Consider the following 22,374-nt stretch of genomic DNA (forward strand, 5'->3'; position numbering starts at 1 on the left):
CTACAGGCCCAGATCGCGCTTCGCGGCGACCTTCGACGACAGGCCGTGGATCTGCACGAAGCCCTTGGCGTTGGACTGGTCGAAGCTGTCACCCTCGTCGTAGGTGGCGAGGTTGAAGTCGTACAGCGACTCGGGGCTGCGACGGCCGTTGACGGTGATGTGTCCGCCGTGGAGCACCATGCGGATGTCGCCGGTGACGCGCTCCTGAGTGTTCTTGATGAAGGCGTCGAGGGCGGTCTTCAGCGGCGAGTACCACAGGCCGTCGTACACCAGCTCGCTCCAGCGCTCCTCGACGCGACGCTTGTAGCGGCCGAGTTCGCGCTCGAGGGTGACGTGCTCGAGTTCCTGGTGCGCGGTGATGAGGGCGATGGCGCCGGGGGCCTCGTAGATCTCGCGGCTCTTGATGCCGACGAGGCGGTCCTCGACCATGTCGAGGCGGCCCACACCCTGAGCGCCGGCGCGACGGTTGAGTTCCTGGATGGCCTCGAGGACGGTGACGTGCTTGCCGTCGATCGCGACGGGGCGACCGGCCTCGAAGCTGATGATCAGCTCGTCGGGGGCCTGCCAGTGGGCGGTGGGGTCCTCGGTGTAGTCGTAGACGTCCTTGGTGGGGGCGTTCCACAGGTCCTCGAGGAAGCCGGTCTCGACGGCGCGGCCCCAGACGTTCTGGTCGATGGAGAACGGCGAACGCTTGGTGACGTTGATGGGCAGGCCGTTCTCCTCGGCGAAGGCGATGGCCTTCTCACGGGTCCAGGCGTAGTCGCGGACCGGTGCGATGACCTGGAGGTCGGGTGCGAGGGCGCCGAAGCCGACCTCGAAGCGGACCTGATCGTTGCCCTTGCCGGTGCAGCCGTGGGAGACGACGGTGCCACCGTGCTCGCGGGCGGCCTGCACGATGTGCTTGACGATCAGCGGGCGGCTGATGGCCGAGACGAGCGGGTAGCGATCCATGTAGAGCGCGTTGGCCTGGACGGTGGGCAGGCAGTACTCGTTGGCGAACTCGTCCTTGGCGTCGACGACGATCGATTCGACGGCACCGCAGTCGAGGGCGCGCTGACGCACGACCTCCATGTCCTCGCCACCCTGGCCGAGGTCGATGGCCACGGCGACGACCTCCTTGCCGGTCTCCTTGCCGATCCAGCTGATGGCGACGGAGGTGTCCAGCCCGCCCGAATAGGCGAGTACGACGCGTTCGGCCATTGTCTTTGTGCTCCTTCGTATTTCGACGTGCGTCTATGAGTGGTAGGTCAGGCGAGTGATTCGATTTTCGCGGCCAGTTCGGCTCCCGTCGTCGGTTCGCGGGCGATGACCGCGATGGTGTCGTCGCCGGCGATCGTTCCGACCACCTCGGGTAATGATGCCCGATCGAGTGCACTGGCCAGATAGTGCGCCGCCCCCGGCGGGGTGCGCAGCACGGCGATGTTGCCGCTGGAGTCGGTGGACACCAGCAGTTCGCCGAGCAACCGGGACAGGCGGTCGGTGCCTCCGGTCACGCCGCGCACAGGGCTGCCGTCCTCCGGGACGACGTACACCCCGGCGCCCCCATCGGCCGCGCGGAGCTTGACGGCGCCGAGTTCCTCGAGGTCGCGGGACAGGGTGGCGGTGGACACCTCGATGCTGTCCTCGGCGAGGAGTGCGGCGAGTTCGGTGTGGCTGCGCACCGGGTGCGCGGCGAGCAGTGCGACTATGCGGGCCTGCCGCGCCGCGCGCGTCGGCGCCGTCGCCGTCGCCGCACTGTCCGCATGGTTCGCCGCGGTGCTCACGGTCAGCTCCGGCTCTGCTCGAGCAGCCACACCAGCAGGGCCTTCTGTGCGTGGAGGCGGTTCTCGGCTTCGTCCCACACCACAGACCGCGGTCCGTCGATGACCTCGGCGGTGATCTCCTTGCCGCGGTAGGCCGGCAGGCAGTGCAGCACGATCGCGTCGGTGTCGGCAAGGGAGACGAGGTCGTCGTTCAGCTGGAACGGCCGGAAGGGTGCCTCGCGATCCTTGCCGTCGTCCTCCTGCCCCATCGACACCCAGGTGTCGGTGACGAGCACATCGGCGCCGCTGGCTCCGGTACGCGGGTCGTCGGTGACGGTGACGCTGCCGCCGGTCTCCTCTGCCCGTGCGCGGCTCGCGTCGACGACCTGCGAGTCGGGGGTGAACCCGGCCGGGGACGCGATGGTCACGTGCATGCCGGCGGTGACGCCGCCGAGCATCAGCGAGTGCGCCATGTTGTTGGCGCCGTCGCCGAAGTAGGTCATCCGCAGGCCCGCGGTGGCGCCCTTGTTCTCGCGGATGGTCTGCAGGTCGGCGAGGACCTGGCAGGGGTGGAAAGTGTCGGTGAGCGCGTTGACGACGGGCACGGTCGAGTGCTCGGCGAGCGTCTCGATGCGGTCCTGGCCGTAGGTGCGCCACACGACCGCTTCGGTGAACCGGGAGAACATCCGGGCGGTGTCCTCGAGGGTCTCACCCTTCCCGATCTGGGTGGAGCCGGTGTCGACGACGACGGCGTGCCCGCCGAGTTGGGCGATGCCGGCGTCGAAGGAGAAGCGGGTGCGGGTGGAGGTCTTGTCGAACAGCACGGCGACGCTGAGGGGCCCTTCGAGGGGGCGGCGGGACAGCGGCGCCTTCTTCAGTTCGGCGGCGAGTTCGAGCACCTCGGTCTGTTCGGCCGGGGTGAGGTCGTCGTCGCGCAGGAAATGGCGGAGCACGGGTCGTCAGTTCCCTTCCCGGTCGGCGGTGTCGAGGACGGCGGGCAGCGCCGTCACGAAGCTCTCGGCCTGCTGTTCGGTGAGGATCAGCGGGGGCGCGAGGCGGATCACGTCCGGTGCGGCGGCGTTGACGAGGAAACCGGCCTCGCGGGCGGCGGTCTCGACGGCCGGCGCCTTCGCGGCGGTGAGGACGACACCGAGGAGCAGCCCGGAGCCGCGCACGTGCGAGACGAGCGGGTGCCCGAGTTCCTCGATGCCGGCGGCGAGGGTCTTCCCGACGGTGTTCACGTGGTCGAGCAGGTTCTGCTCGTCGATCGTGCGCAGCACCGCGAGGGCGGCCGCGGCGCACACCGGGTTGCCACCGAAGGTGGTGCCGTGCTTGCCGGGCCGGAACAGCTCGGCGGCCGGACCGGTGGCGAGGACCGCACCGATGGGCAGTCCGCCGCCGAGGCCCTTGGCGAGGGTCATCACATCGGGGGTGATGCCCGCTGCCTGGTGGGCGAAGAAGGTACCGGTGCGGGCGATACCGGTCTGGACTTCGTCGAGCACGAGCAGGGCGCCGCGTTCGGTGGTGATGCGACGCGCGCCGGCGAGATAACCCTCGGGCGGGACGACGACGCCGGATTCGCCCATGATCGGTTCGAGGAAGACGGCGGCGGTGTTCTCGTCCACCGCGGCCTCGAGGGCGTCGAGGTCGCCGTAGGGCACGAACTCGACGCCGGCGGGCATCGGTTCGAAGGGGGCGCGCTTGTCGGGCTGGCCGGTCAGGGCGAGGGCGCCCATGGTGCGGCCGTGGAAGGCCTTCTCGCACGCGACGATCCTCGGCCGTCCGGTGAGCCGGGCGATCTTGAAGGCCGCCTCGTTGGCCTCGGTGCCGGAATTGCAGAAGAAGGCGCGGCCCTCGTGACCGAAGCGATCGAGGAGCTTCTCGGCGAGTTCGAGCACCGGCGGCGAGGCGTACAGGTTCGACACGTGGCCGAGCTGGTTCAGCTGGGCGGTGACGGCCTCGATGATCGCCGGGTGGCGGTGGCCGAGGCTGTTGACGGCGATGCCGCCGAGCAGGTCGAGGTACTGCTTGCCGTCGGCGTCGGTGAGCACGGCACCGTCGCCCGCGACCAGCGCGACCTTGGGCACGCCGTAGTTGTTCATCAGCGAACCCGCCCAGCGCTGCTGGAGGTCGGACGTGCCGGTCATGCGGGGCCTTCCTTCTCGGAGGACGGCACCACCATGGTGCCGATGCCTTCTTCGGTGAACAGTTCGAGGAGCACGGAGTGCGGCTGGCGCCCGTCGATGACGTGCGCGGTGGGCACTCCCCCCTGAACGGCGCGCAGGCACGCCTCCATCTTCGGGACCATGCCGGAGTCGAGCGACGGCAGCAGCGCGGTAAGCGCGTCGGCGTCGATCCGCGAGGTGAGCGAGCTGCGGTCGGGCCAGTTCGTGTAGAGGCCTTCGACGTCGGTGAGCACGACCAGCTTCTCCGCGCCGAGCGCTTCGGCAAGGGCGGCCGCGGCGGTGTCGGCGTTGATGTTGTGCACCACGCCGTCGGCGTCGGGCGCGATCGTGGAGACGACGGGGATGCGCCCGGCGGCGATGAGGTCGAGCACCGCGCCGGGGTCGACGCTGGTGACGTCGCCGACGAGCCCGATGTCGGTGGCCTCGCCGTCGACGACGACCGTGCGGCGGGTCGCGGTGAACAGTCCGGCGTCCTCGCCGGAGGTGCCGACGGCGTAGGGGCCGTGGCTGTTGATCAGGCCGACGAGTTCGCGTCCGACCTGCCCGAAGAGCACCATCCGCACGACGTCCATGACCTCGGGGGTGGTGACACGGAAGCCGCCGCGGAATTCACCTGCGAGGCCGAGTCGCTCGAGCATGGCGTTGATCTGCGGGCCGCCGCCGTGCACGACGACGGGGTGGATGCCGACGGTGCGCAGGAACGCCATGTCGGCGGCGAAGGCGGTCTTGAGGGTGTCGTCGATCATGGCGTTGCCGCCGTACTTGACGACGACGATCTTGTCGCGGAACTTCTGCAGCCACGGCAGGGCCTCGGCGAGGACGAACGCCTTCTGGTGCGAGGTGAGGTCGGCGATCAGTGCGTCGGTCACGTCGTCTCCTGTGTTCGTTCCGGTCACGACGAGTACGCCGAGTTCTCTTCGACGTAGGCGTGCGAGAGGTCGGTGGTGCGGATGGACACCTGCGCGTTGCCGAGGCCGAGGTCGATGTCGAGTGCGATGTAGGCCGCGGACAGGTCGACCTCGCGGGCGCCGGGCGCACCGACACCGTCGATGCACACCGGGTTGCCGTTGAACGACACGGAGATCTTGTCGGGGTCGAGTTCGATCGGGGCGATGCCGATGGCGGCGAGCACGCGGCCCCAGTTGGGGTCGGAGCCGAACAGTGCGGTCTTGACGAGGCTGTCGCGGGCGACGGTGCGGGCACCGATCAGGGCGTCGGCCTCGCTGGCGGCGCCGCGGACGGTGACGGTGACCCGCTTGGTGACGCCCTCGGCGTCGGCCATCATCTGCTCGGCGAGGTCGTCGCACACGGCGAGGACGGCGGCGTTGAGCTCGTCCTGGCTCGGGGTGATCCCGCTCGCGCCGGAGGCCAGCAGCAGCACGGTGTCGTTGGTGGAGGTCGCGCCGTCGACGTCGAGGCGGTCGAAGGTGAGCCGGGACGCGTGGCGCAGCGCGGTGTCGAGCTGATCGGCGGTCGCGACGGCGTCGGTGGTGACCACGCACAGCATCGTCGCCAGGGCGGGGGCGAGCATGCCGGCGCCCTTGGCCATGCCGCCGACGTTCCACTTGTCGGCGTGGTGCAGGGCGGCCTGCTTGGGCACGGTGTCGGTGGTCATGATCGCGTAGGCGGCGTCGGTGCCACCGGAGATGCCTCCGGCGAGTTCGTGGACGATTTCCTGCACCCCGGAGAGCACCTTGTCCATCGGCAGACGGTCGCCGATCAGGCCGGTCGAGCACACGGCGACCTCACCGGCACCGGTCTCGGTGCCCCAGTTGCTCAGGGCGTCGGCGACGGCCTCGGCGGTGGCGTGGGTGTCCTGGAAACCACCGGCGCCGGTGCACGCGTTGGCGCCGCCGGAGTTGAGGATCACCGCGCGCAGGCTGCCGGACTTCAGCACCTGCTGGGACCACAGGACGGGGGCGGCCTTGACCTTGTTGGTGGTGAACACACCGGCGGCGGTGAGTTCGGGGCCCTCGTTGACCACGAGCGCGAGGTCCTGTCTGCCCGAGACCTTGATGCCGGCGGGGATGCCGGCGGCCCGGAAGCCGGCGGGACTGGTGACACCCTGGGTGCGGATCAGGCGTCCCCCGGCGATCTCGGTGGCGCCGGTGTAGACGTCGTCTGCGTACTTGTTCTCGGTCACGGAGCCACTCCCACGGTGGACAGGCCGGCGGTCTCGGGCAGGCCGAGTGCCAGGTTCATCGATTGCACGGCGGCACCGGCGGTGCCCTTGGTGAGGTTGTCGAGCGCGGCGACGACGATGAGCAGTCCGGCGTCGGTGTCGACGGTGACGGCGATCTGGACGGCGTTCGAGCCGACCACCGCGCCGGTGGCCGGTAGTGCGCCTTCCGGCAGCAGCTGCACGAACGGTTCGTCGGCGTAGGCCTTCTCGTAGACGGCGCGGGCCTCGGCGGCGGTCACCGTGGTCGGTGCGGTGCAGGTCGCGAGGATGCCGCGCGGCATGGGCGCGAGGATCGGGGTGAACGAGACCTTCACGTCGGTGTCGGCAAGAGCGGAGAGGTTCTGCTTGATCTCCGGGGTGTGCCGGTGGGCGCCGCCGACGCTGTAGGCGCGGACCGAGCCCATGACCTCGGAGCCGAGCAGGTCGACCTTCGGGGACTTCCCGGCGCCGGAGGTGCCGGAGACGGCCACGACGTTCACGACGGGTTCGACGATGCCGGCGGCGACGGCCGGTGCGAGTGCGAGCAAGGCGGAGGTCGGGTAGCAACCGGGGACCGCGATGCGGGTGGCGCCGACGAGGGCGTCGCGCTTGCCGGGCAGCTCGGGCATGCCGTAGGGCCAGGTGCCGGCGTGGTCGCTGCCGTACCAGCGCTGCCAGTCGGCGGCGTTCTCGAGCCGGAAGTCGGCGCCACAGTCGATGACGACGGTCGTCTCGGGCAGCTGCTCGGCGATCACGGCGGAGTGGCCGTGCGGCAGGCCGAGGAAGACGACGTCGTGCCCGAGCAGGGTGTCGATGTCGGTGGCGCCGAGCACGCGGTCGGCGAGCGGCAGCAGATGGGGATGGAACTCGCGCAGGGTGGCGCCCGCGTTACCCCCGGCGGTGAGCGCGCCGATGACGAGCGAGCCGTCCTGGTAGGCGGGGTGGCCGAGGAGCAGGCGCAGGATCTCGCCGCCCGCGTAGCCGCTGGCGCCGGCCACGGCGACCCGTAGCGGCGACTCGGAGGTGGCGGTGAAGTCCGGTGAAGTACCCATACGAATGATTATGCACCCTCATGCAAATCATTTCATAGGGGGTGTCCCTTTCGGAGGATTCACTCCGACCGCAACGACCGCCGGATCTCCGCGAGCCGGTCGGCAGCGGCCGCCTTGCGCTCCTCGTACTGCTCCTCGAGCGTGCGACCCGCACCCGTCGCGTGCGCGAGTTCCTCCGCGCCGAGCGCGGTCGCCGAACGCTGTTCGATCTTCTCACGCACCGATTCGAAGGTCGGCACCCCGTCCGCGGTGTATCCGGTGATCTCCTCGATCGTCGGTGCGCGGACCGGGCCGTCGACGGATCCGGTGTCGACGACACCCGGTTCGACGATCTCGGCGTCGTGGACCTGAGCGTCGTGGACCTCTTCCTCGCGTGGGGTCACGTCGGGATCGGGGCTCGGCTCCGGGTCGATCGGCGGCACGTCCGGGATATCCGGGGCGGGGGGAATATCCGGCACCGTCGGCGTCTCCGGCCCGGCCGGGGTCACGTCGGGGACGGGCTGCTCCGGCTTGTCGGGCTCCTCGGGAGACGGCACCCGGCCGGCTTCGTCCTTGCTCATGCCTCCAGGCTACGTCGCCCGGCTGCCACTGAGTCCTCTTCGGCGCGAGCCAGCAGATACGCCTCGAGGGCCTCCCGGCTCGTGTACCGCAGGGGCACACCGAGTTCCTCACGCAACCGCCGGTTGTCGAGCACTGGACGGTACTGCAGGAAGGCGACCCGCTCCGGGCCGTGCTCGGTCGATCCCAACGCGCGCCCGATCCTCAGGGCGAACTTCAGGACCGCGGCGGGCACCGTGAGGGATTTGCGGTTTGTCATCGCGGCGATCTCGGGCACGGTGACCGTCGAGGTGCCGTGGGCGGGCGCCGACCTGGGGAAGCTGCCCGGCGTTGCGTCGATCCGCACCCATGTGGTCTCGGAGTGGTTCACCGAGGGCGGGGCGTGGCGGCTGAACGCGCTCGGTCCGGGAGAGCGAGGGGAACTGACGTCGGGCTCCCGGCGGGTGGGTGAGCGGCGCGGACGCACGACGATCTCCGCCACCGATCGCGCGACCCTGTCGGCGCTCGCGGTCGACGGCCGCACCCCGATGCGCACCCTCGCGGAGATCGCCGGGCACATCCTCGACCGGGCGGTCCGCAAGGTCACCACGGTCCCGCCCGAGGTGTGGCTGCCGGGCGGGGACGCGGGCGGCTCAGGCGCGCAGTTCGGCACCGACCGCGGTGGCCGCGGCGGCCACCGCTGCCTCGCGGGCGGCGCTGGCCTCGTCCTCGGTGAGGGTGCGATCGAGGGCGCGGAAGCGCAGCGCGAACGCGAGGGACTTGCGGTTCTCCCCCAGCTGGGCGCCCTGATAGACGTCGAACAGACGGATGTCCTCGAGCAGCTCGCCGCCACCCGAGCGCAGGGCGCTCTCGACGTCGGCGGCCGGCACATTCGCGTCGACCACGACCGCGACGTCCTGCAGGACCGCCGGGAACGGCGAGACCACCGGCGCCGGAAGCGATTCCACGATCGGTAACGCGTCGAGGTCGAGTTCGAAGGCGCACGTGCGTGCGGGCAGACCGGCCCGTTCGATCACCGCGGGATGCAGTTCACCGGCGTGGCCGACGACGACCCCGTCGACAAGCAGTTCGGCGCAGCGGCCGGGATGCCAGGGCAGGTACTGCGCGGCGCGGCGCTCGAGGCGCACCCCGGCGGCACGTGCCACGGTCTCCGCGGCGGCGAAGGCATCGAAGGCATCGGCGGCGCGTCCCGTGCCCCACGGCCCGGCCGGTTCGCGCAAACCGGCGAGCACACCACCGACGTGGACCGGCTGCTTCGGCAGCGACCCTTCGAGCAGGGCGATCTCGTCGTCGGTGGGACGACGGTCGACCGGGAGCGCGTCGACCGGCTTGGTCTCGGAAGTGGGATGCACGACCTGCGCGATTGCGTAGAGCGACAGGTCGCGCTGGCCGCGCGAGACGTTGCGGCCGAGGATCTCGAGCAGGCCCGGCAGCAGCGTGGTGGCCAGCTCCGGACGATCGGCTTCGAGGGGGTTGAGCACCTTGGTGGTCACCCGGCGCGGGTCGTCGGCGTCGAGCTTCCAGGTATCGAACACGCCGGCCGGCAGGAACACCGGAGCCAGGACCTCGACATAGCCGTCGTGGGCGAGCGCGCGGGAGACGGCGCGGCGGCGCTTCTGCGTGGCCGTGAGACCGCGGCCGGCGGGAGCGGTGGGCAGCACCGACGGGATCTGCTCGAGGCCTTCGAGGCGCAGCACCTCCTCGACCAGGTCGGCAGGCTGACGCAGGTCGGGGCGCCAGGTCGGCGGGGTGACGACGAGCTGGCCGTGGCCGTCCTCGCCGACACCGACCTCGACCGCGCATCCGATCTGCGTGAGACGGCGGGCAGCGGTGCCGTTCGGGTAGCTCACCCCGGCCATGCGGTCGGGCAGGTCGATGTCCATGCGGATCGTCGGACTCTCGGTGGGCACGACGATGTCGGTGAGGGTCGACTCCACGCGGCCGCCGGCGATCTCGACGAGCAGGCTCGCAGCCCGGTCGAGCGCGGCGCGGGCCAGGGCCGGATCGACGGTGCGCTCGAAACGCTTGCCGGCCTCGCTGCTGACCTTGTGCCGACGGTTGCCGCGGAAGACGGCGAGCGGATCCCAGACGGCGGCCTCGAGCAGCACGTCGGTGGTGCTGTCGCCGACCTCGGTGGTCGCGCCGCCCATGATGCCGGCGAGGGAGATCACCCCGGAGTCGTCGGTGATGACGACGTCCTCCGGATCGAGATCGCGCTCGACACCGTCGAGGGTGGTGAGCTTCTCCCCTGCCCGGGCGCGTCGCACGACCAGCTCACCCTGCAGGCTGGCGGCGTCGAAGGCGTGCAGCGGCTGGCCGAGTTCGAGCATGACGTAGCTGGTCACGTCGACGGCCGGGGAGATCGGGCGGACACCGGCGGTGTGCAGGCGGCGCTGCATCCACCACGGGGTGACGGCCTTCGGGTCGATGCCGGTGACGCGGCGTGCGGCAAACCGGGTGGCCTTCGTCTCGGACTCGAGCCGGATCGGGTAGGCCTCCCCGCCGTCGGACGGCAGTGCCGGCACGGCCGCGGGATCGGCGAATTCGAGGTCGAAGCCGCACGCGAGTTCGCGGGTGAGGCCGCGGACGGAGAAGCAGTATCCGCGGTCGGGGGTGATGTTCAGTTCGACGACGGTGTCGCCGAGACCGAGCAGATCGTTGGCGTCGGTGCCGGGTTCGGCCGTGCCGGGCTCGAGCACGAGGATGCCGGAGTGGTCCTTGCCGATGCCCAGCTCGGACAGCGAGCAGATCATGCCGTCGGAGATGTGCCCGTAGGTCTTGCGCGATGCGATGGCGAAGTCGCCGGGAAGCACGGCGCCGGGCAGGGCGGCGATGATGAGGTCGCCCTCGGCGAAGTTGCGGGCACCGCACACGATGCCGCGCGGTTCCTCCTCACCGACGTCAACCTTGCAGAAACGGATGGGCTTCTTGAATTCGGTGAGCTCGGTGATCTCCACGACCCGTCCGACGACGAGGTTGTCGATGCGGCCGAGGGTCTCGATGTCCTCGACCTCGAGTCCGACCCGGACGAATCCCGCGTCGAGTTCCTCGGCGGTGACGTTCCACTCCGGGGTGGCGCGCTGCAGGATCTCGGTCAGCCAGGACTGCGCTACTCGCACTTGTGCTCAGCTCTTTCGTTCGGTCGTCGGTCGGTGGAGTCGGTGTCGGGAGCGGGCTGTCAGCCCTGCACGCCGAACGGCAGGGTGAAGCGCACGTCGCCCTCGACGATGTCGCGCATGTCGGGGATGCCGTTGCGGAACTGCAGGGTGCGTTCGAGGCCCATTCCGAACGCGAACCCGGTGTACACGTCGGGGTCGATGCCCGAGGCCCGGAGCACATTGGGGTTGACCATGCCGCAGCCGCCCCACTCGACCCAGCCGGCGCCGCCCTTCTTGTTCGGGAACCACACGTCCACCTCGGCGGACGGTTCGGTGAACGGGAAGTAGTTCGGGCGCATCCGGGTGCGGGTCTCCGGCCCGAACAGCGCCCGCGCGAACGCGTCGAGGGTGCCGCGCAGGTGCGCCATGGTCAGGCCCTTGTCGACGGCGAGACCCTCGACCTGCGAGAAGACCGGGGTGTGGGTGGCGTCGAGTTCGTCGGTGCGGAAGGTGCGGCCGGGGCACACGACGTAGATCGGGATGTCGCGGTGCAGCATGGTGCGGACCTGCACGGGCGAGGTGTGGGTGCGCAGCACCTGCCGCGAACCCTCCGGGGCGATGTGGAAGGTGTCCTGCATCGTGCGCGCCGGATGGTCGGGCAGAAAGTTCAGGGCGTCGAAGTTGAAATGCTCGGTCTCGACCTCGGGGCCTTCGGCGACCTCCCAGCCCATCGCGACGAAGACGTCGGCGACCTCGTCGGAGATGATCGAGATCGGGTGGCGGGCGCCGAGCGCGCGGCGGGTCGCGGGAAGGGTGACGTCGACGGCTTCGGCGACGAGGACCGCGGCGTCGCGTTCGGCCTGCAGCACGGCCTTGCGGTCGTCGAAGGCGGCCTGCACGCTGGTGCGGTGGGCGTTGACCCGCTTGCCGGCGTCGGCGCGCTCGTTGCCGGGCAGCGAGCCGAGGGCGCGCTTGGCGAGGGAGATGGGCGCCTTGTCGCCGAGGTGGTCGATCTTCGACTGGGCGAGTTCGTCGAGGTCGGTCGCAGCGGCGAACGCGTCGATCGCGGACTTCTCGGCGGCGGTGAGCGCGTCCTCGGTCAGGGCGCTCGGATCGACTGCCGGCGGGGGCCCGCCCTCTTTCTTGGCCACGACCGGTGCATCTCCTTCTTCGGACGAACGGGTGATCTCGGTGGGTGCGGTCCGGGCCGGAGGCCGCGGCGCACCCGGGAAATCCTATGTGATGGGCCGAGCGGCCCGATGTTGCACCCGCGCGCTCGCATACAGGCAGATCGAGGCGGCGGTGGCGAGGTTGAGCGATTCGGCGCGTCCGCGGATGGGGATGCGGACGCGGTGGTCGGCGCGGGCGGCGACCTGCGGATCGAGTCCGTGGGCCTCGTTGCCGAACAGCCACGCGGTGGGCGCGGCGAGCAACTCGTCGGCGTCGTCGAGGTCGATCTCCCCGTCGGCGGCCGTCGCGAGGATCTGCACGCCGGCCTCGGCGAGCGTGGCCAGTACCCGGTCGGTGTCGCGTTCGCGCGCGACCGGCAGGTGGAAGATGCTGCCGGCCGAGGAGCGCACGCACTTGCCGTTGTGCGGGTCGACGCTGTCGCCGGCGAGGACCACGGCGTCGGCGCCGACGGCGTCGGAGACGCGGATGAGGGTGCCGGCGTTGCCGGGTTCGGCGACCGCGACGGGCACGGCGAGCAGCCGCGACCGCGGGGTCACCGCTTCGGCGAGCGGCACGTCGAGGGTGTCGCACACAGCGACGAGGCCGGGCGGGGTGACGGTGTCGGACAGCCGGGCGGCGGCCCGCTCGGTGACGATCCCCACGCGCACACCCTTGTGGCGTGCTTCGTCGACGACCGTCGCGTACCGGCCGGCGGCCGCCTCGGTGACGAATAGTTCGTGCACGCGTGCAGCGGCGAGCGCCTCGGTGACGGAGTTCTCACCCTCGGCGAGGAACCGCCCGGTCTTGCGACGCTCGGCGGCCCGGAGCAGTTTCACAGCAGAAACGACCCGTGGTGTGCGCTCGGTGAGCGTGTCCACGGGTCGTTCCTGGATGTTGTCGTAGCTCAGGGCAGCACTCAGGCAGCCGGAGCGTTGACGTCGGCCGGAAGGGCAGCCTTGGCGACGGCCACGAGGCCGGCGAAGGCTTCGGCGTCGGAGACGGCGAGCTCGGCGAGGATCTTGCGGTCCACCTCGACACCGGCGGCCTTAAGGCCCTGGATGAAGCGGTTGTAGGTGATGTCGTTGGCGCGGGCAGCAGCGTTGATGCGGCTGATCCACAGCTTGCGGAAATCACCCTTGCGGGCGCGACGGTCGCGGTAGGCGTAGGTCAGCGAGTGAAGCTGCTGCTCCTTGGCCTTGCGGTACAGACGCGAGCGCTGTCCGCGGTAGCCCTTCGAGGCCTCGAGAATCGAACGACGCTTCTTCTGGGCGTTGACGGCCCTCTTCACGCGTGCCACTGGTTATGTGTCCTGTCAGAGTTCGGGGGACGAACGAGGTGTCCCCGGATGGATCGGTCGGAGAGGCTCAGAGCCCGAGCATGCGCTTGACGCGCGGAGCGTCGGCATCGGCGACGACGGCCTTGCCGTCGAGGCGACGCGTCACCCGCGAGGACTTGTGCTCGAGCAGGTGGCGGCGACCCGCCTTCTGGCGCAGGACCTTTCCGCTACCGGACACCTTGAATCGCTTCGCGGTGCCGCTGTGGGTCTTCGACTTGGGCATGGAGTCCTCAGTTCTTGTCGTGTGCGTACATCGGTGCTCACGGACAGCACCGGATGTGCTGCCTGAGCGGGCTAGTTGCTCGGGGCGTCGCCCGTCCCGGGAGCCGGCGCGGACGGCGCGGACTCCGTGGTCGGGGCAGCGGAGGCTGCCGGGCGCGGTGCGGCCTGCGCCGGTGCGGCCTGCGCGGCTTCCTGAGCCTTCGCGCGGGTCTTCGCACCCTTGTGCGGGGCCAGCACCATGGTCATGTTCCGGCCGTCCTGCTTCGGACTGGTCTCGATGAAGCCGAGGTCGGCGACATCGGCGCCGAGGCGCTGCAGCAACCGGTATCCGAGTTCGGGGCGCGACTGCTCGCGGCCGCGGAACATGATCGTGACCTTGACCTTCGAACCGGCCTCGAGGAAGCGCACGACGTTGCGCTTCTTGGTCTCGTAGTCGTGGTCGTCGATCTTCGGACGGAGCTTCTGCTCCTTGATCACGGTCTGCTGCTGGTTCTTGCGCGATTCGCGCGCCTTCTGCGCGGCTTCGTACTTGAACTTGCCGTAGTCCATGATTTTGCAGACCGGCGGCCGGGCGTCGGGCGCCACCTCGACAAGGTCGAGGTCGGCTTCGATTGCCAGGCGGAGGGCATCTTCAACACGCACGATTCCGACCTGTTCACCGCCGGGTCCGACGAGCCGGACTTCGGGAACTCGGATGCGTTCGTTGATGCGGGTCTCAGCGCTGATGGGGCCTCCTAGGTAGAGCGGTGTGGTCGGTTTGACCGCACCGCAGCACGTGGCCCTACTCCTCGACAAGAAGACCCCGCTGTGGTGCCGAGGCTCCACGCGGGGTCCGATACCGACCGGTCGACGGCACCCAGCTCACGCTGCGTGATCCGCACCGCCCGATGCAGGGCGGACATCCGGGCTTCTACGCCCGGAGGACCGGACCTCTCAGCTGCATCGATGTGCCGCCAGAGGTGGGAGTCGGACTCCACTTTGCTGCCCACGGAGGATCACCGCGGGCGGTCGTGGGATCAAGTCTAACAAAAAGCCACGTCGACGACGAATCGGCGCGTCGGCGCCGCACCCGCACGGTCGGCGCCGAGCGGCGCGACCCTATGCTCGACGCTATGACGGATGCTCCCGAGACCCCCGATCAGGACGCTGCGGCGGAGGATGTGCGCGAACTCGCCGACATCCCGGCCGTCGAGGTGATCAGCCGCGCAGCCGTGATGCTCATGAGTTCGGCTGCCGAGAAGCTCGGTCTTGCCGACGAGGATCCCGACAGCAGCGCGCGACGTGACCTCGACGAGGCCCGCCGCGTGATTACCGCACTCGCCGGCCTGATCACCTCGTCGGTGGAATATCTCGGTCCGCACGCCGGCCCGCTGCGCGAAGGACTGCAGGCACTGCAGCGCGCCTTCCGCGAGGCGTCGGCGGTGCCCGACGAGCCCGGCAAGGGCCCGGGCGAGAAGTACACCGGCCCGGTCTACTGAGCCGAACCGGAGTCCCGCCCACTTCACGCTCCCCGGCTGCTTCACGAGCCACGAGATCGAGCCGCCCGCCTCTTCCGAGGCGGGCGGCTCGATTCGTCAGCTCGCGGCCGCCACCTTCTTCTTGGCGGTCTTCGCCTTCGTGGCCGACTTCGTAGCGGCAGTCTTGGTCGCGGTCGCCTTGGTCGCCTTCGTCGCGCGCTTGCGTACCGGCGCGGAAGCAGGTGCAGTGATCCGCCCGTCGAGGATCTCCGCAAGGAAGCGTCCGGTGTAGCTCTCCTCCACCGTGACCACCTCTTCCGGAGTGCCCTCCGCGACCACCGTGCCGCCACCGGAACCGCCCTCGGGACCCATGTCGATGATCCAGTCGGCGGTCTTGATGACATCGAGGTTGTGCTCGATGACGATCACGGTGTTGCCCTTGTCGACCAGACCGTTGATGACCCCGAGCAGCTTGCGGATGTCCTCGAAGTGCAGGCCCGTGGTGGGCTCGTCGAGGATGTACGCGGTGCGCCCGTTGGAACGCTTCTGCAGTTCGGCGGCGAGCTTGACGCGCTGCGCCTCACCGCCGGACAGGGTCGTCGCCGGCTGGCCCAGGCGCACGTAACCGAGACCGACCTCCGCCAGCGTGTTGAGGTAGCGGTGGATGGAGGTGACCGGCCGGAAGAACTCCGCCGCCTCCTCGATCGACATGTCGAGCACCTCGGCGATGGTCTTGCCCTTGTAATGCACCTCGAGCGTTTCGCGGTTGTAGCGGGCGCCGTGGCACACCTCGCACGGCACGTACACGTCGGGCAGGAAGTTCATCTCGATCTTCAACGTGCCGTCGCCCGAGCACGCCTCGCACCGCCCGCCCTTGACGTTGAACGAGAACCGACCCGGCTGGTAGCCGCGCACCTTCGCCTCGGTGGTGGATGCGAACAGGCTGCGGATCTTGTCGAATACACCCGTGTAGGTCGCGGGGTTCGAGCGCGGGGTGCGGCCGATCGGCGACTGGTCGACCTGCACGAGCTTGTCGAGCTGGTCGAGTCCGTTGATGCGGGTGTGCCGTCCGGGAACCTGCCGCGCGCCGTTGAGCTTGTTGGCCATCACCGTCGCGAGAATGTCGTTGACGAGTGTCGACTTCCCGGAGCCGGAGACACCGGTGACGCAGGTGAGGACGCCGAGTGGGAACGCCACGTCGATCTCGCGCAGATTGTTCTCGCGGGCGCCGACGACGGTGACCTGCCGGCCCTTGTCGATCGGCCGCCGGAGCGCGGGGATCTCGATCTCCTCGCGTCCGGACAGATAGGCGCCGGTGAGCGATTCCGGGTTGTCGAGCAGCTCCTTGTAAGTGCCGCTGTGGACGACCGTCCCGCCGTGCTCGCCCGCGCGCGGTCCGATGTCGACGACCCAGTCGGAGGCACGGACGGTGTCCTCGTCGTGCTCGACGACGATGAGCGTGTTGCCCAGATCGCGCAGTCGCGTGAGGGTGTCGATGAGACGACGGTTGTCGCGCTGATGCAGACCGATCGACGGCTCGTCGAGCACGTACAGAACGCCGACGAGACCGGATCCGATCTGCGTGGCGAGACGGATGCGCTGTGCCTCACCACCGGAGAGGGTGCCCGCGGCGCGCGAGAGGGTGAGGTAGTCGAGTCCGACGTCGAGCAGGAAGCCGAGCCGGGCCTGGATCTCCTTGAGGACCTGCCCAGCGATGGCGGCCTCGCGGGCGCCGAGGACGAGACCGTCGAGGAAGCGTGCGCACTCGGCGATCGACAGGTCGCTCACCTCGGCAATGGACATCGCACCGAAGTCGCCCGCGCTGACCGTCACGGCCAGAATCTCGGGACGAAGGCGGGCACCGGCGCAGGCCGGGCACGGGATCTCCCGCATGTAGCCCTCGTAACGTTCCTTCGCCTGCTCGGACTCGGACTGCTCGAGACGGCGGTGCAGGAACGGCATGACGCCCTCGAACTCGGCGTAGTACGAACGGACGCGGCCGTAGCGGTTCTTGTAGCGCACGTGCACCTGCTCGGTGCTGCCCTCCAGCACGGCCTTGCGCACCTTGACGGGCAGTTTCCGCCACGGGGTGTCGATGTCGAATTCGAGGGCGTCGGCCAGGCCGGACAGCAGTCGGCCGAAGTATTCGGCGCTCTGGCCCATCGACCAGGGCGCGATCGCGCCGTCGGCCAGGCTCAGATCCGGGTCGGGCACGACGAGATCGGGATCGACCTCCTTGCGCACACCGAGACCCGCACACTCGGGGCACGCACCGTAGGGCGAGTTGAAGGAGAACGACCGCGGCTCGAGTTCGTCGATCGACAGCGGGTGCGCGTTCGGGCACGCCAGGTTCTCGGAGAACCGACGCTCGCGATCGGGGGCATCCTCCTCACGATCGACGAAGTCGAGCACGACGACACCCTCGGCGAGCCGCAGCGCGGTCTCGATGGAGTCGGTGAGTCGCTGCTGCGCGCTGGGCTTGACGGCGAGGCGGTCGACGACGACCTCGATGTCGTGCTTCTCCTGTTTCTTCAGCTTCGGCGGATCGGACAGCGGGTGGACGACCCCGTCGACACGCACGCGGGAGTAGCCCTGGACGGTCAGCTGCTCGAAGAGGTCGACGAACTCGCCCTTGCGGGTGCGCACGACGGGCGCGAGGACCTGGAAACGGGCCCCGGCCTCCATCTCCAGCACCTGGTCGACGATCTGCTGCGGCGTCTGCCGGGAGATCTGCTCGCCACAGACCGGGCAGTGCGGAGTGCCGGCCCGGGCGTACAGCAGACGCAGGTAGTCGTAGACCTCGGTGATGGTGCCCACGGTGGACCGCGGGTTGCGGTTGGTGGATTTCTGGTCGATCGACACCGCAGGCGACAGGCCCTCGATGAAGTCGACGTCCGGCTTGTCCATCTGACCGAGGAACTGGCGGGCGTAGGCCGACAACGACTCGACGTAGCGCCGCTGCCCCTCGGCGAAGATGGTGTCGAACGCGAGGCTCGACTTGCCCGAACCCGACAGCCCGGTGAACACGATCAGACTGTCGCGCGGCAGGTCCAGGTCGACACCACGCAGGTTGTGTTCCCGGGCTCCACGCACGATCAGGCGGTCTGCCACGCCACATCCTTCCTGTAGACAAGGCCGGAATTCGGCCCTCAGCCATGGTAGGCGCGGGTACCGACACGTTTCCGTGACGAACAACCGCGCGCCTCAGGCTCACGCGCGCGCACCCGAAGGTAGGTTTGGCTGCATGACGCAGCAGCCCGTGATCATCGAAGACACCTACACCGGCGACGTCACTCCCGGCGGACCCGCGCAACGCCGAAGGATTCCCGGAGCGAGCATCGTCAAACTTGCCGTCGGCGAGATGAACAACAACACCTATCTCGTCACCGACGACGCCACCGGCAAGTCCGTCTTCATCGACGCCGCAAACGAACCCGACCGTCTCGTGCGATTCCTCCGCGACAACGCGCCGGAGCTCGAGCTCATCGTCACCACCCATCAGCACTGGGATCACTGGCAGGGTCTCGAGCGGGTCGCCGCGGAGACCGGTGTGCCTACCGCCGCACACGAACTCGACGCCGATCCCCTGCCGGTGACGCCCGACCGGATCCTGGCCGAGGGCGACACCGTGCAGATCGGTGAGCTGAATCTCGAGGTGATCCACCTCTCAGGACACACTCCGGGGTCGGTTGCGTTGGTCCTCACGGAACGGGGCACGGGTCGTACGCACATCTTCACCGGCGATTCACTGTTCCCCGGCGGCGTCGGCAAGACCCCGAACGACGACGCCTTCCGATCGCTCCTCGGCGACGTCGAGTCCAAGATCTTCGACCGCTTCGACGACGAGACGATCTTCTACCCCGGACACGGCAAGGACTCGACCCTCGGAGCCGAACGTCCGCATCTCGGCGAGTGGCGCGAGCGGGGCTGGTGACGGTCCGTCTCGGTCCGCCTCGGGCCGGACGGCACTCGGTACGAGGCCTAGCCTGCGACGGCCGGATCTGTGACACCCGAGCGTGCTCGCACGACGTCTAGTCGGGGGCACCGTCCCTGTCGGCCGACCCTTCGCCCTTGCCCGCTCCGGCAGGCTCGTCCCTCGAGCGCTCGCCCGCCATATCTGCGAAGGCCGTTCCCGAGACCATCCCGTTCGTGCCCGGCACGACCGTGGTCGGCCGCGCTCCCGGTTCGTACATGCGGTCGATCTCCTCGGCCTTCTCCCTCGCCTGCCGTTTCTCTTCGTCGTCGAGCCGATCCCAGCGGGTCGGATTCTCCGCGTCGGTCATGTCCGGGCCCCCTTCCAGCACGCGGCAACGACCCGAGCGGGCCGCTTGTGCTGCGTCCGTTCCAGCGTGCGCCCCGTCGCAGAGGCGCGGAGGCCGAACGAGGATCGGAGTTCGCCGGAATCCTCCTGTGCTCCACTGCCGCGAGTACGCTCGAAAACCGGACGAGCTCGCACGAGCACGGAGGCCTGACACTGTGGCGGATCTCGTACTGGGGCCGGTGCTCAGGCACATCGGCGATACGGACGCCACGATCTGGGTGGAGACGTCCGAGCCGTGCACGGTGCATGTGCTCGGCAGTTCCGAACACACGTGGACCGTCGCGGGGCACCATTACGCGCTCGTCACCGTCCGAGACCTCGAACCCGGATCGGTGACGCCCTACGAGGTGGATCTCGACGGCCGGGTCGTGTGGCCACCCGTCGGTGTTGCATCGCCGCTGATCAGGACCGCGGAAGACGACCCCGAGGATTTAGTGCTCGCCTTCGGGTCGTGCCGGGTGGCCTCGGAGAGCGCGGAACCGACAGCCGTCCTCGGAAAGGACGCTCTCGTCGCCTACGCGCAGCGCATGCGTTCCCTACCGGTCGACGAATGGCCCGACGCGCTGTTGCTGCTGGGAGATCAGGTCTACGCCGACGAGCTGTCGGAGGAGATGAAGCGACGGGTCGGTGAGCGTCACGATCTGTCGGAACCGCCCGGAGCCCAGGTACGCGACTTCGAGGAGTACACCTGGCTGTACAGCCGGTCGTGGTCCGAGGACAACGTCCGATGGCTGTTGTCGAACGTGCCGACCTCGATGATCTTCGACGATCACGACGTGCACGACGACTGGAACACCTCCTATTCGTGGCGCAGGGAGATGGAGGCCTCCGCGTGGTGGGAGGAACGCATCGTCGGGGCGTTGGCGTCGTACTGGATCTATCAGCATCTCGGTAACCTCGCTCCCTCGGAGCTGGACGAGGACCCGCTCTACGACCGGGTGCGGAACTGTGCCGGGGACGCCGAACCGATCTTGCGTGCGTTCGCGTCCGGCGCCGACGAGGAAGCCGACGGCAGTCCGGGAGTGCGATGGTCGTATCGCCGCGATTTCGGACCGGTGCGTCTGCTGGTGATCGATTCGCGGTGCGGGCGGGTGCTCGCGCCCGACCGGCGCGACATGGTGTCCGATCCGGAGTTCGACTGGATCGAGGAGCAGACCGACGGCGACTACGACCACCTCCTGATCGGCACGTCGCTGCCGTGGCTCCTCCCCCGCACGATGCACGACCTCGAGGCGTGGGACGAGAAGCTCGCGTCCGGTGTACGCGGTGACCGATGGGCGCGGTGGGCCGAGAAGCTCCGGCGCGCCGCCGATCTCGAACACTGGGCGGCCTTCCGCGATTCGTTCGAGCGACTCGCCCGTTTGTTGCTGGATGTCGCTGCCGGGCGTCGCGCCGAAACATCCGGCTGCGCGCCCGCGACAATCTGTGTCCTTTCGGGCGACGTGCACCATGCCTACGCCGCCCGCGTCCGATTCGCGACGCCGACCGCCGGCACGGTGTACCAACTGACTTGTTCGCCCCTGCACAACCACGTCCCCGCAGCTGTCCGGGTCGCCTTCCGCGCCGCATGGGGACGCAAGGCGGAGCGCGTCGTGCGGTTGCTGCTCGGTCCGGTGACGGCCGTTCCCGAGACGTCGTTCTCGTGGTCGAAGATGGCAGGTCCGAGCTTCGGGAACCAGATCGCCACCCTGCGGACGCGAGGACGCGTCGCGCACCTGACCATCGAGCGCAGCGTCGACACCGCCTCGGGTCCGCACCTGTTCGAGACCGTCACGGATCTGCCGCTCACTACTGAGGATCGGCCGCCTGAGATTCCGACGTCCCGCGCGGCGAGTCGGCCGTCGAGGTGATGTCGGGGGCGCTCGTCGACGACGAAATTCGGGTTTTTTCGAGTTTCCGTATGGCCCGAAATATCGTTTCATACCCTTCGGCCCTGCTTCGTGCATATTCCCGTGACGCTTGGGGTACCTGTGTCAGGGTTTGGAAACACAGCCGACCACGGGAGGAACCACATGCTCGTCCGGAGAATTGCGCGGCCCATGCTCGCGTCCATCTTCATCGCCGGGGGTATCGACGCCCTGCGGAAGCCCGAGCCGAAAGCAGGTGCCGCGCAGCCCGGGCTCGATCAGGCTGTGAACGCCTTGCCGGCGTCGATCACCGACCGGCTTCCCAGCAATCCCGAGACTCTCGTCCAGATCAACGCCGCAGTGCAGATCGGCGCCGGGACCCTGTTCGCTCTCGGGAAAGCACCTCGTCTGTCCGCTCTCGCGCTGATCGGCAGCCTCGTGCCGACGACCGTCGCGGGCCATGACTTCTGGAACGTCGAGGACCCCGAGGCCCGCGCCCAGCAGCGCACCCAGCTCATCAAGAACGTGAGCCTGATCGGCGGTCTGCTCATCGCCGCCGTGGACACCGAGGGCAAGCCGTCGCTGGGCTGGCGGAGCCGTCGCGCCGCGCGTGCCGCGCAGAAGTCGGTGGCCGCTGCACTGCCGGGCCATTCCTCGGACGGTCACACGGCCGAAACGCTGCACACCGTCGCCGAGCGGGTCAAGACGCTGACGGAGGAAGCCGGCGAGCAGGGTGGACACATCCTCGAGATCGCCAAGGAACGTGCACCCGAACTCGCAGAGGCCGCACGCGAGCGGAGCAGCGGACTGCTCGAGGTCGCCCGCGACCGCGGCCCGGTGCTGACCGAACGGGCGCGCGATCGCAGCGCCGAGATCCTCGGTGTCGCGCGTGAGCGCGCCCCCGAACTCGCCGAGGGCGCCCGTGAACGCGGCACCGAACTGCTCGGGCTGGCGCGCGAGCGCACCCCTGAGCTCGCCGACGTCGCCCGCAAGCGTGGCTCGAAGCTGTGGGACACCACGGTCGATCGCAGCTCGGAATGGGCGAAGCTCGCCGAGGAGCAGTCCGCGATCCTGAACGCTCGGGCTCACGTCGCCGCGGAGAAGGCCCGTCTGCGTGCCGAGGCCGCGCGCAAGCAGGGCACGAAGGCGGAGAAGAAGCTCGCGAAGAACCTGAAGGCGCTCGAGAAGAGCATCGAGAAGAAGAAGTAGTCCGGTACGGCACCG

At 69.3% G+C, this 22,374-nt stretch carries 21 protein-coding genes; 4 read left to right on the plus strand and 17 right to left on the minus strand.

Features of this window, described 5'->3' with window-relative positions:
• From IM25_RS18880 to infC, 15 genes are all read right to left on the minus strand, one after another.
• Window positions 1-1,200, minus strand: coding sequence for an argininosuccinate synthase (locus tag IM25_RS18880; protein WP_006554815.1), 1,200 nt, complete (start codon window positions 1,198-1,200; stop codon window positions 1-3).
• Between the two features lie 47 nt (window positions 1,201-1,247).
• The gene (locus tag IM25_RS18885) at window positions 1,248-1,763 is read right to left on the minus strand and encodes an arginine repressor (RefSeq protein ID WP_052040087.1); all 516 of its coding nucleotides are present in this window, start codon (window positions 1,761-1,763) and stop codon (window positions 1,248-1,250) included.
• 2 nt (window positions 1,764-1,765) lie between these two features.
• Entirely contained in the window at window positions 1,766-2,695 is a 930-nt protein-coding gene (gene argF, locus IM25_RS18890; RefSeq protein WP_006554813.1) for an ornithine carbamoyltransferase, read from the minus strand.
• A gap of 6 nt (window positions 2,696-2,701) precedes the next feature.
• Window positions 2,702-3,889: an acetylornithine transaminase gene (locus IM25_RS18895; RefSeq protein ID WP_033097677.1), complete on the minus strand. Its 1,188-nt coding sequence runs from the start codon at window positions 3,887-3,889 to the stop codon at window positions 2,702-2,704.
• Window positions 3,886-4,824, minus strand: a complete 939-nt coding sequence (argB, locus tag IM25_RS18900; RefSeq protein WP_006554811.1) for an acetylglutamate kinase — start codon at window positions 4,822-4,824, stop codon at window positions 3,886-3,888. Before argB ends, IM25_RS18895 begins: the two co-directional genes overlap by 4 nt.
• Complete coding sequence (gene argJ / locus IM25_RS18905) at window positions 4,821-6,071, minus strand: bifunctional glutamate N-acetyltransferase/amino-acid acetyltransferase ArgJ (RefSeq protein ID WP_033097676.1); 1,251 nt, start codon at window positions 6,069-6,071, stop codon at window positions 4,821-4,823. Before argJ ends, argB begins: the two co-directional genes overlap by 4 nt.
• Window positions 6,068-7,141 carry an N-acetyl-gamma-glutamyl-phosphate reductase gene (gene argC / locus IM25_RS18910; protein ID WP_033097675.1) on the minus strand — a complete coding sequence of 358 codons (1,074 nt, stop codon included), beginning with the start codon at window positions 7,139-7,141 and terminating at the stop codon, window positions 6,068-6,070. Before argC ends, argJ begins: the two co-directional genes overlap by 4 nt.
• Before the next feature lie 59 nt (window positions 7,142-7,200).
• Window positions 7,201-7,701 (minus strand): PspA/IM30 family protein, encoded by a 501-nt coding sequence (locus IM25_RS18915; protein WP_033097674.1) that lies wholly within the window; start codon window positions 7,699-7,701, stop codon window positions 7,201-7,203.
• Window positions 7,698-8,285: a hypothetical protein gene (locus IM25_RS26510; RefSeq protein WP_197481778.1), complete on the minus strand. Its 588-nt coding sequence runs from the start codon at window positions 8,283-8,285 to the stop codon at window positions 7,698-7,700. Before IM25_RS26510 ends, IM25_RS18915 begins: the two co-directional genes overlap by 4 nt.
• Window positions 8,286-8,331: 46 nt before the next feature.
• Window positions 8,332-10,818: a phenylalanine--tRNA ligase subunit beta gene (gene pheT, locus IM25_RS18925; RefSeq protein ID WP_033097672.1), complete on the minus strand. Its 2,487-nt coding sequence runs from the start codon at window positions 10,816-10,818 to the stop codon at window positions 8,332-8,334.
• 59 nt (window positions 10,819-10,877) lie between these two features.
• Window positions 10,878-11,948, minus strand: a complete 1,071-nt coding sequence (gene pheS, locus IM25_RS18930) for a phenylalanine--tRNA ligase subunit alpha (protein ID WP_065996251.1) — start codon at window positions 11,946-11,948, stop codon at window positions 10,878-10,880.
• Window positions 11,949-12,032: 84 nt separating this feature from the next.
• Window positions 12,033-12,845 carry a TrmH family RNA methyltransferase gene (locus IM25_RS18935; RefSeq protein WP_033097670.1) on the minus strand — a complete coding sequence of 271 codons (813 nt, stop codon included), beginning with the start codon at window positions 12,843-12,845 and terminating at the stop codon, window positions 12,033-12,035.
• A gap of 38 nt (window positions 12,846-12,883) precedes the next feature.
• Window positions 12,884-13,264, minus strand: coding sequence for a 50S ribosomal protein L20 (rplT, locus tag IM25_RS18940; RefSeq protein WP_006553977.1), 381 nt, complete (start codon window positions 13,262-13,264; stop codon window positions 12,884-12,886).
• Window positions 13,265-13,331: 67 nt separating this feature from the next.
• On the minus strand, window positions 13,332-13,526 hold the full coding sequence (gene rpmI / locus IM25_RS18945; RefSeq protein WP_006553978.1) for a 50S ribosomal protein L35: 195 nt from the start codon (window positions 13,524-13,526) through the stop codon (window positions 13,332-13,334).
• 71 nt (window positions 13,527-13,597) lie between these two features.
• Window positions 13,598-14,320: a translation initiation factor IF-3 gene (infC, locus tag IM25_RS18950; RefSeq protein WP_033097706.1), complete on the minus strand. Its 723-nt coding sequence runs from the start codon at window positions 14,318-14,320 to the stop codon at window positions 13,598-13,600.
• 317 nt (window positions 14,321-14,637) lie between these two features.
• On the opposite strand from infC, the gene IM25_RS18955 reads away from it, so the two are divergent.
• The gene (locus IM25_RS18955; RefSeq protein WP_016692782.1) at window positions 14,638-15,003 is read left to right on the plus strand and encodes a DUF1844 domain-containing protein; all 366 of its coding nucleotides are present in this window, start codon (window positions 14,638-14,640) and stop codon (window positions 15,001-15,003) included.
• Window positions 15,004-15,099: 96 nt separating this feature from the next.
• Here the strand turns inward: IM25_RS18955 and uvrA are convergent, their stop codons facing one another.
• Window positions 15,100-18,093, minus strand: coding sequence for an excinuclease ABC subunit UvrA (gene uvrA, locus IM25_RS18960; RefSeq protein ID WP_006553981.1), 2,994 nt, complete (start codon window positions 18,091-18,093; stop codon window positions 15,100-15,102).
• A 133-nt stretch (window positions 18,094-18,226) separates the two neighbouring features.
• Between uvrA and IM25_RS18965 the strand changes: the two genes are divergently transcribed.
• The gene (locus IM25_RS18965) at window positions 18,227-18,916 is read left to right on the plus strand and encodes an MBL fold metallo-hydrolase (protein ID WP_006553982.1); all 690 of its coding nucleotides are present in this window, start codon (window positions 18,227-18,229) and stop codon (window positions 18,914-18,916) included.
• A 97-nt stretch (window positions 18,917-19,013) separates the two neighbouring features.
• On the opposite strand, the gene IM25_RS18970 is transcribed toward IM25_RS18965, so the two are convergent.
• Entirely contained in the window at window positions 19,014-19,265 is a 252-nt protein-coding gene (locus IM25_RS18970) for a hypothetical protein (protein WP_024101154.1), read from the minus strand.
• A 193-nt stretch (window positions 19,266-19,458) separates the two neighbouring features.
• On the opposite strand from IM25_RS18970, the gene IM25_RS18975 reads away from it, so the two are divergent.
• A complete protein-coding gene (locus IM25_RS18975) occupies window positions 19,459-21,153 on the plus strand; it encodes an alkaline phosphatase D family protein (RefSeq protein WP_033097669.1) in 1,695 nt (564 codons plus the stop codon).
• A gap of 162 nt (window positions 21,154-21,315) precedes the next feature.
• On the plus strand, window positions 21,316-22,359 hold the full coding sequence (locus IM25_RS18980; protein ID WP_024101156.1) for a DoxX family protein: 1,044 nt from the start codon (window positions 21,316-21,318) through the stop codon (window positions 22,357-22,359).
• The last annotated feature ends 15 nt before the right edge of the window (window positions 22,360-22,374 follow it).

Source organism: Rhodococcus sp. p52 (assembly GCF_000763325.2).
In the GTDB taxonomy this organism is placed as follows: Bacteria; Actinomycetota; Actinomycetes; order Mycobacteriales; family Mycobacteriaceae; genus Rhodococcus; species Rhodococcus pyridinivorans.

What these genes read in the sequence shown, in the direction of transcription:
- IM25_RS18880 (WP_006554815.1), bottom strand. Translation starts at nt 1,200, where the DNA reads ATGGCCGAACGCGTCGTACTCGCCTATTCGGGCGGGCTGGACACCTCC.
- IM25_RS18895 (WP_033097677.1), bottom strand. Translation starts at nt 3,889, where the DNA reads ATGACCGGCACGTCCGACCTCCAGCAGCGCTGGGCGGGTTCGCTGATG.
- argC (WP_033097675.1), bottom strand. Translation starts at nt 7,141, where the DNA reads ATGGGTACTTCACCGGACTTCACCGCCACCTCCGAGTCGCCGCTACGG.
- IM25_RS18915 (WP_033097674.1), bottom strand. Translation starts at nt 7,701, where the DNA reads ATGAGCAAGGACGAAGCCGGCCGGGTGCCGTCTCCCGAGGAGCCCGAC.
- rpmI (WP_006553978.1), bottom strand. Translation starts at nt 13,526, where the DNA reads ATGCCCAAGTCGAAGACCCACAGCGGCACCGCGAAGCGATTCAAGGTG.
- IM25_RS18955 (WP_016692782.1), top strand. Translation starts at nt 14,638, where the DNA reads ATGACGGATGCTCCCGAGACCCCCGATCAGGACGCTGCGGCGGAGGAT.
- IM25_RS18965 (WP_006553982.1), top strand. Translation starts at nt 18,227, where the DNA reads ATGACGCAGCAGCCCGTGATCATCGAAGACACCTACACCGGCGACGTC.
- IM25_RS18970 (WP_024101154.1), bottom strand. Translation starts at nt 19,265, where the DNA reads ATGACCGACGCGGAGAATCCGACCCGCTGGGATCGGCTCGACGACGAA.
- IM25_RS18980 (WP_024101156.1), top strand. Translation starts at nt 21,316, where the DNA reads ATGCTCGTCCGGAGAATTGCGCGGCCCATGCTCGCGTCCATCTTCATC.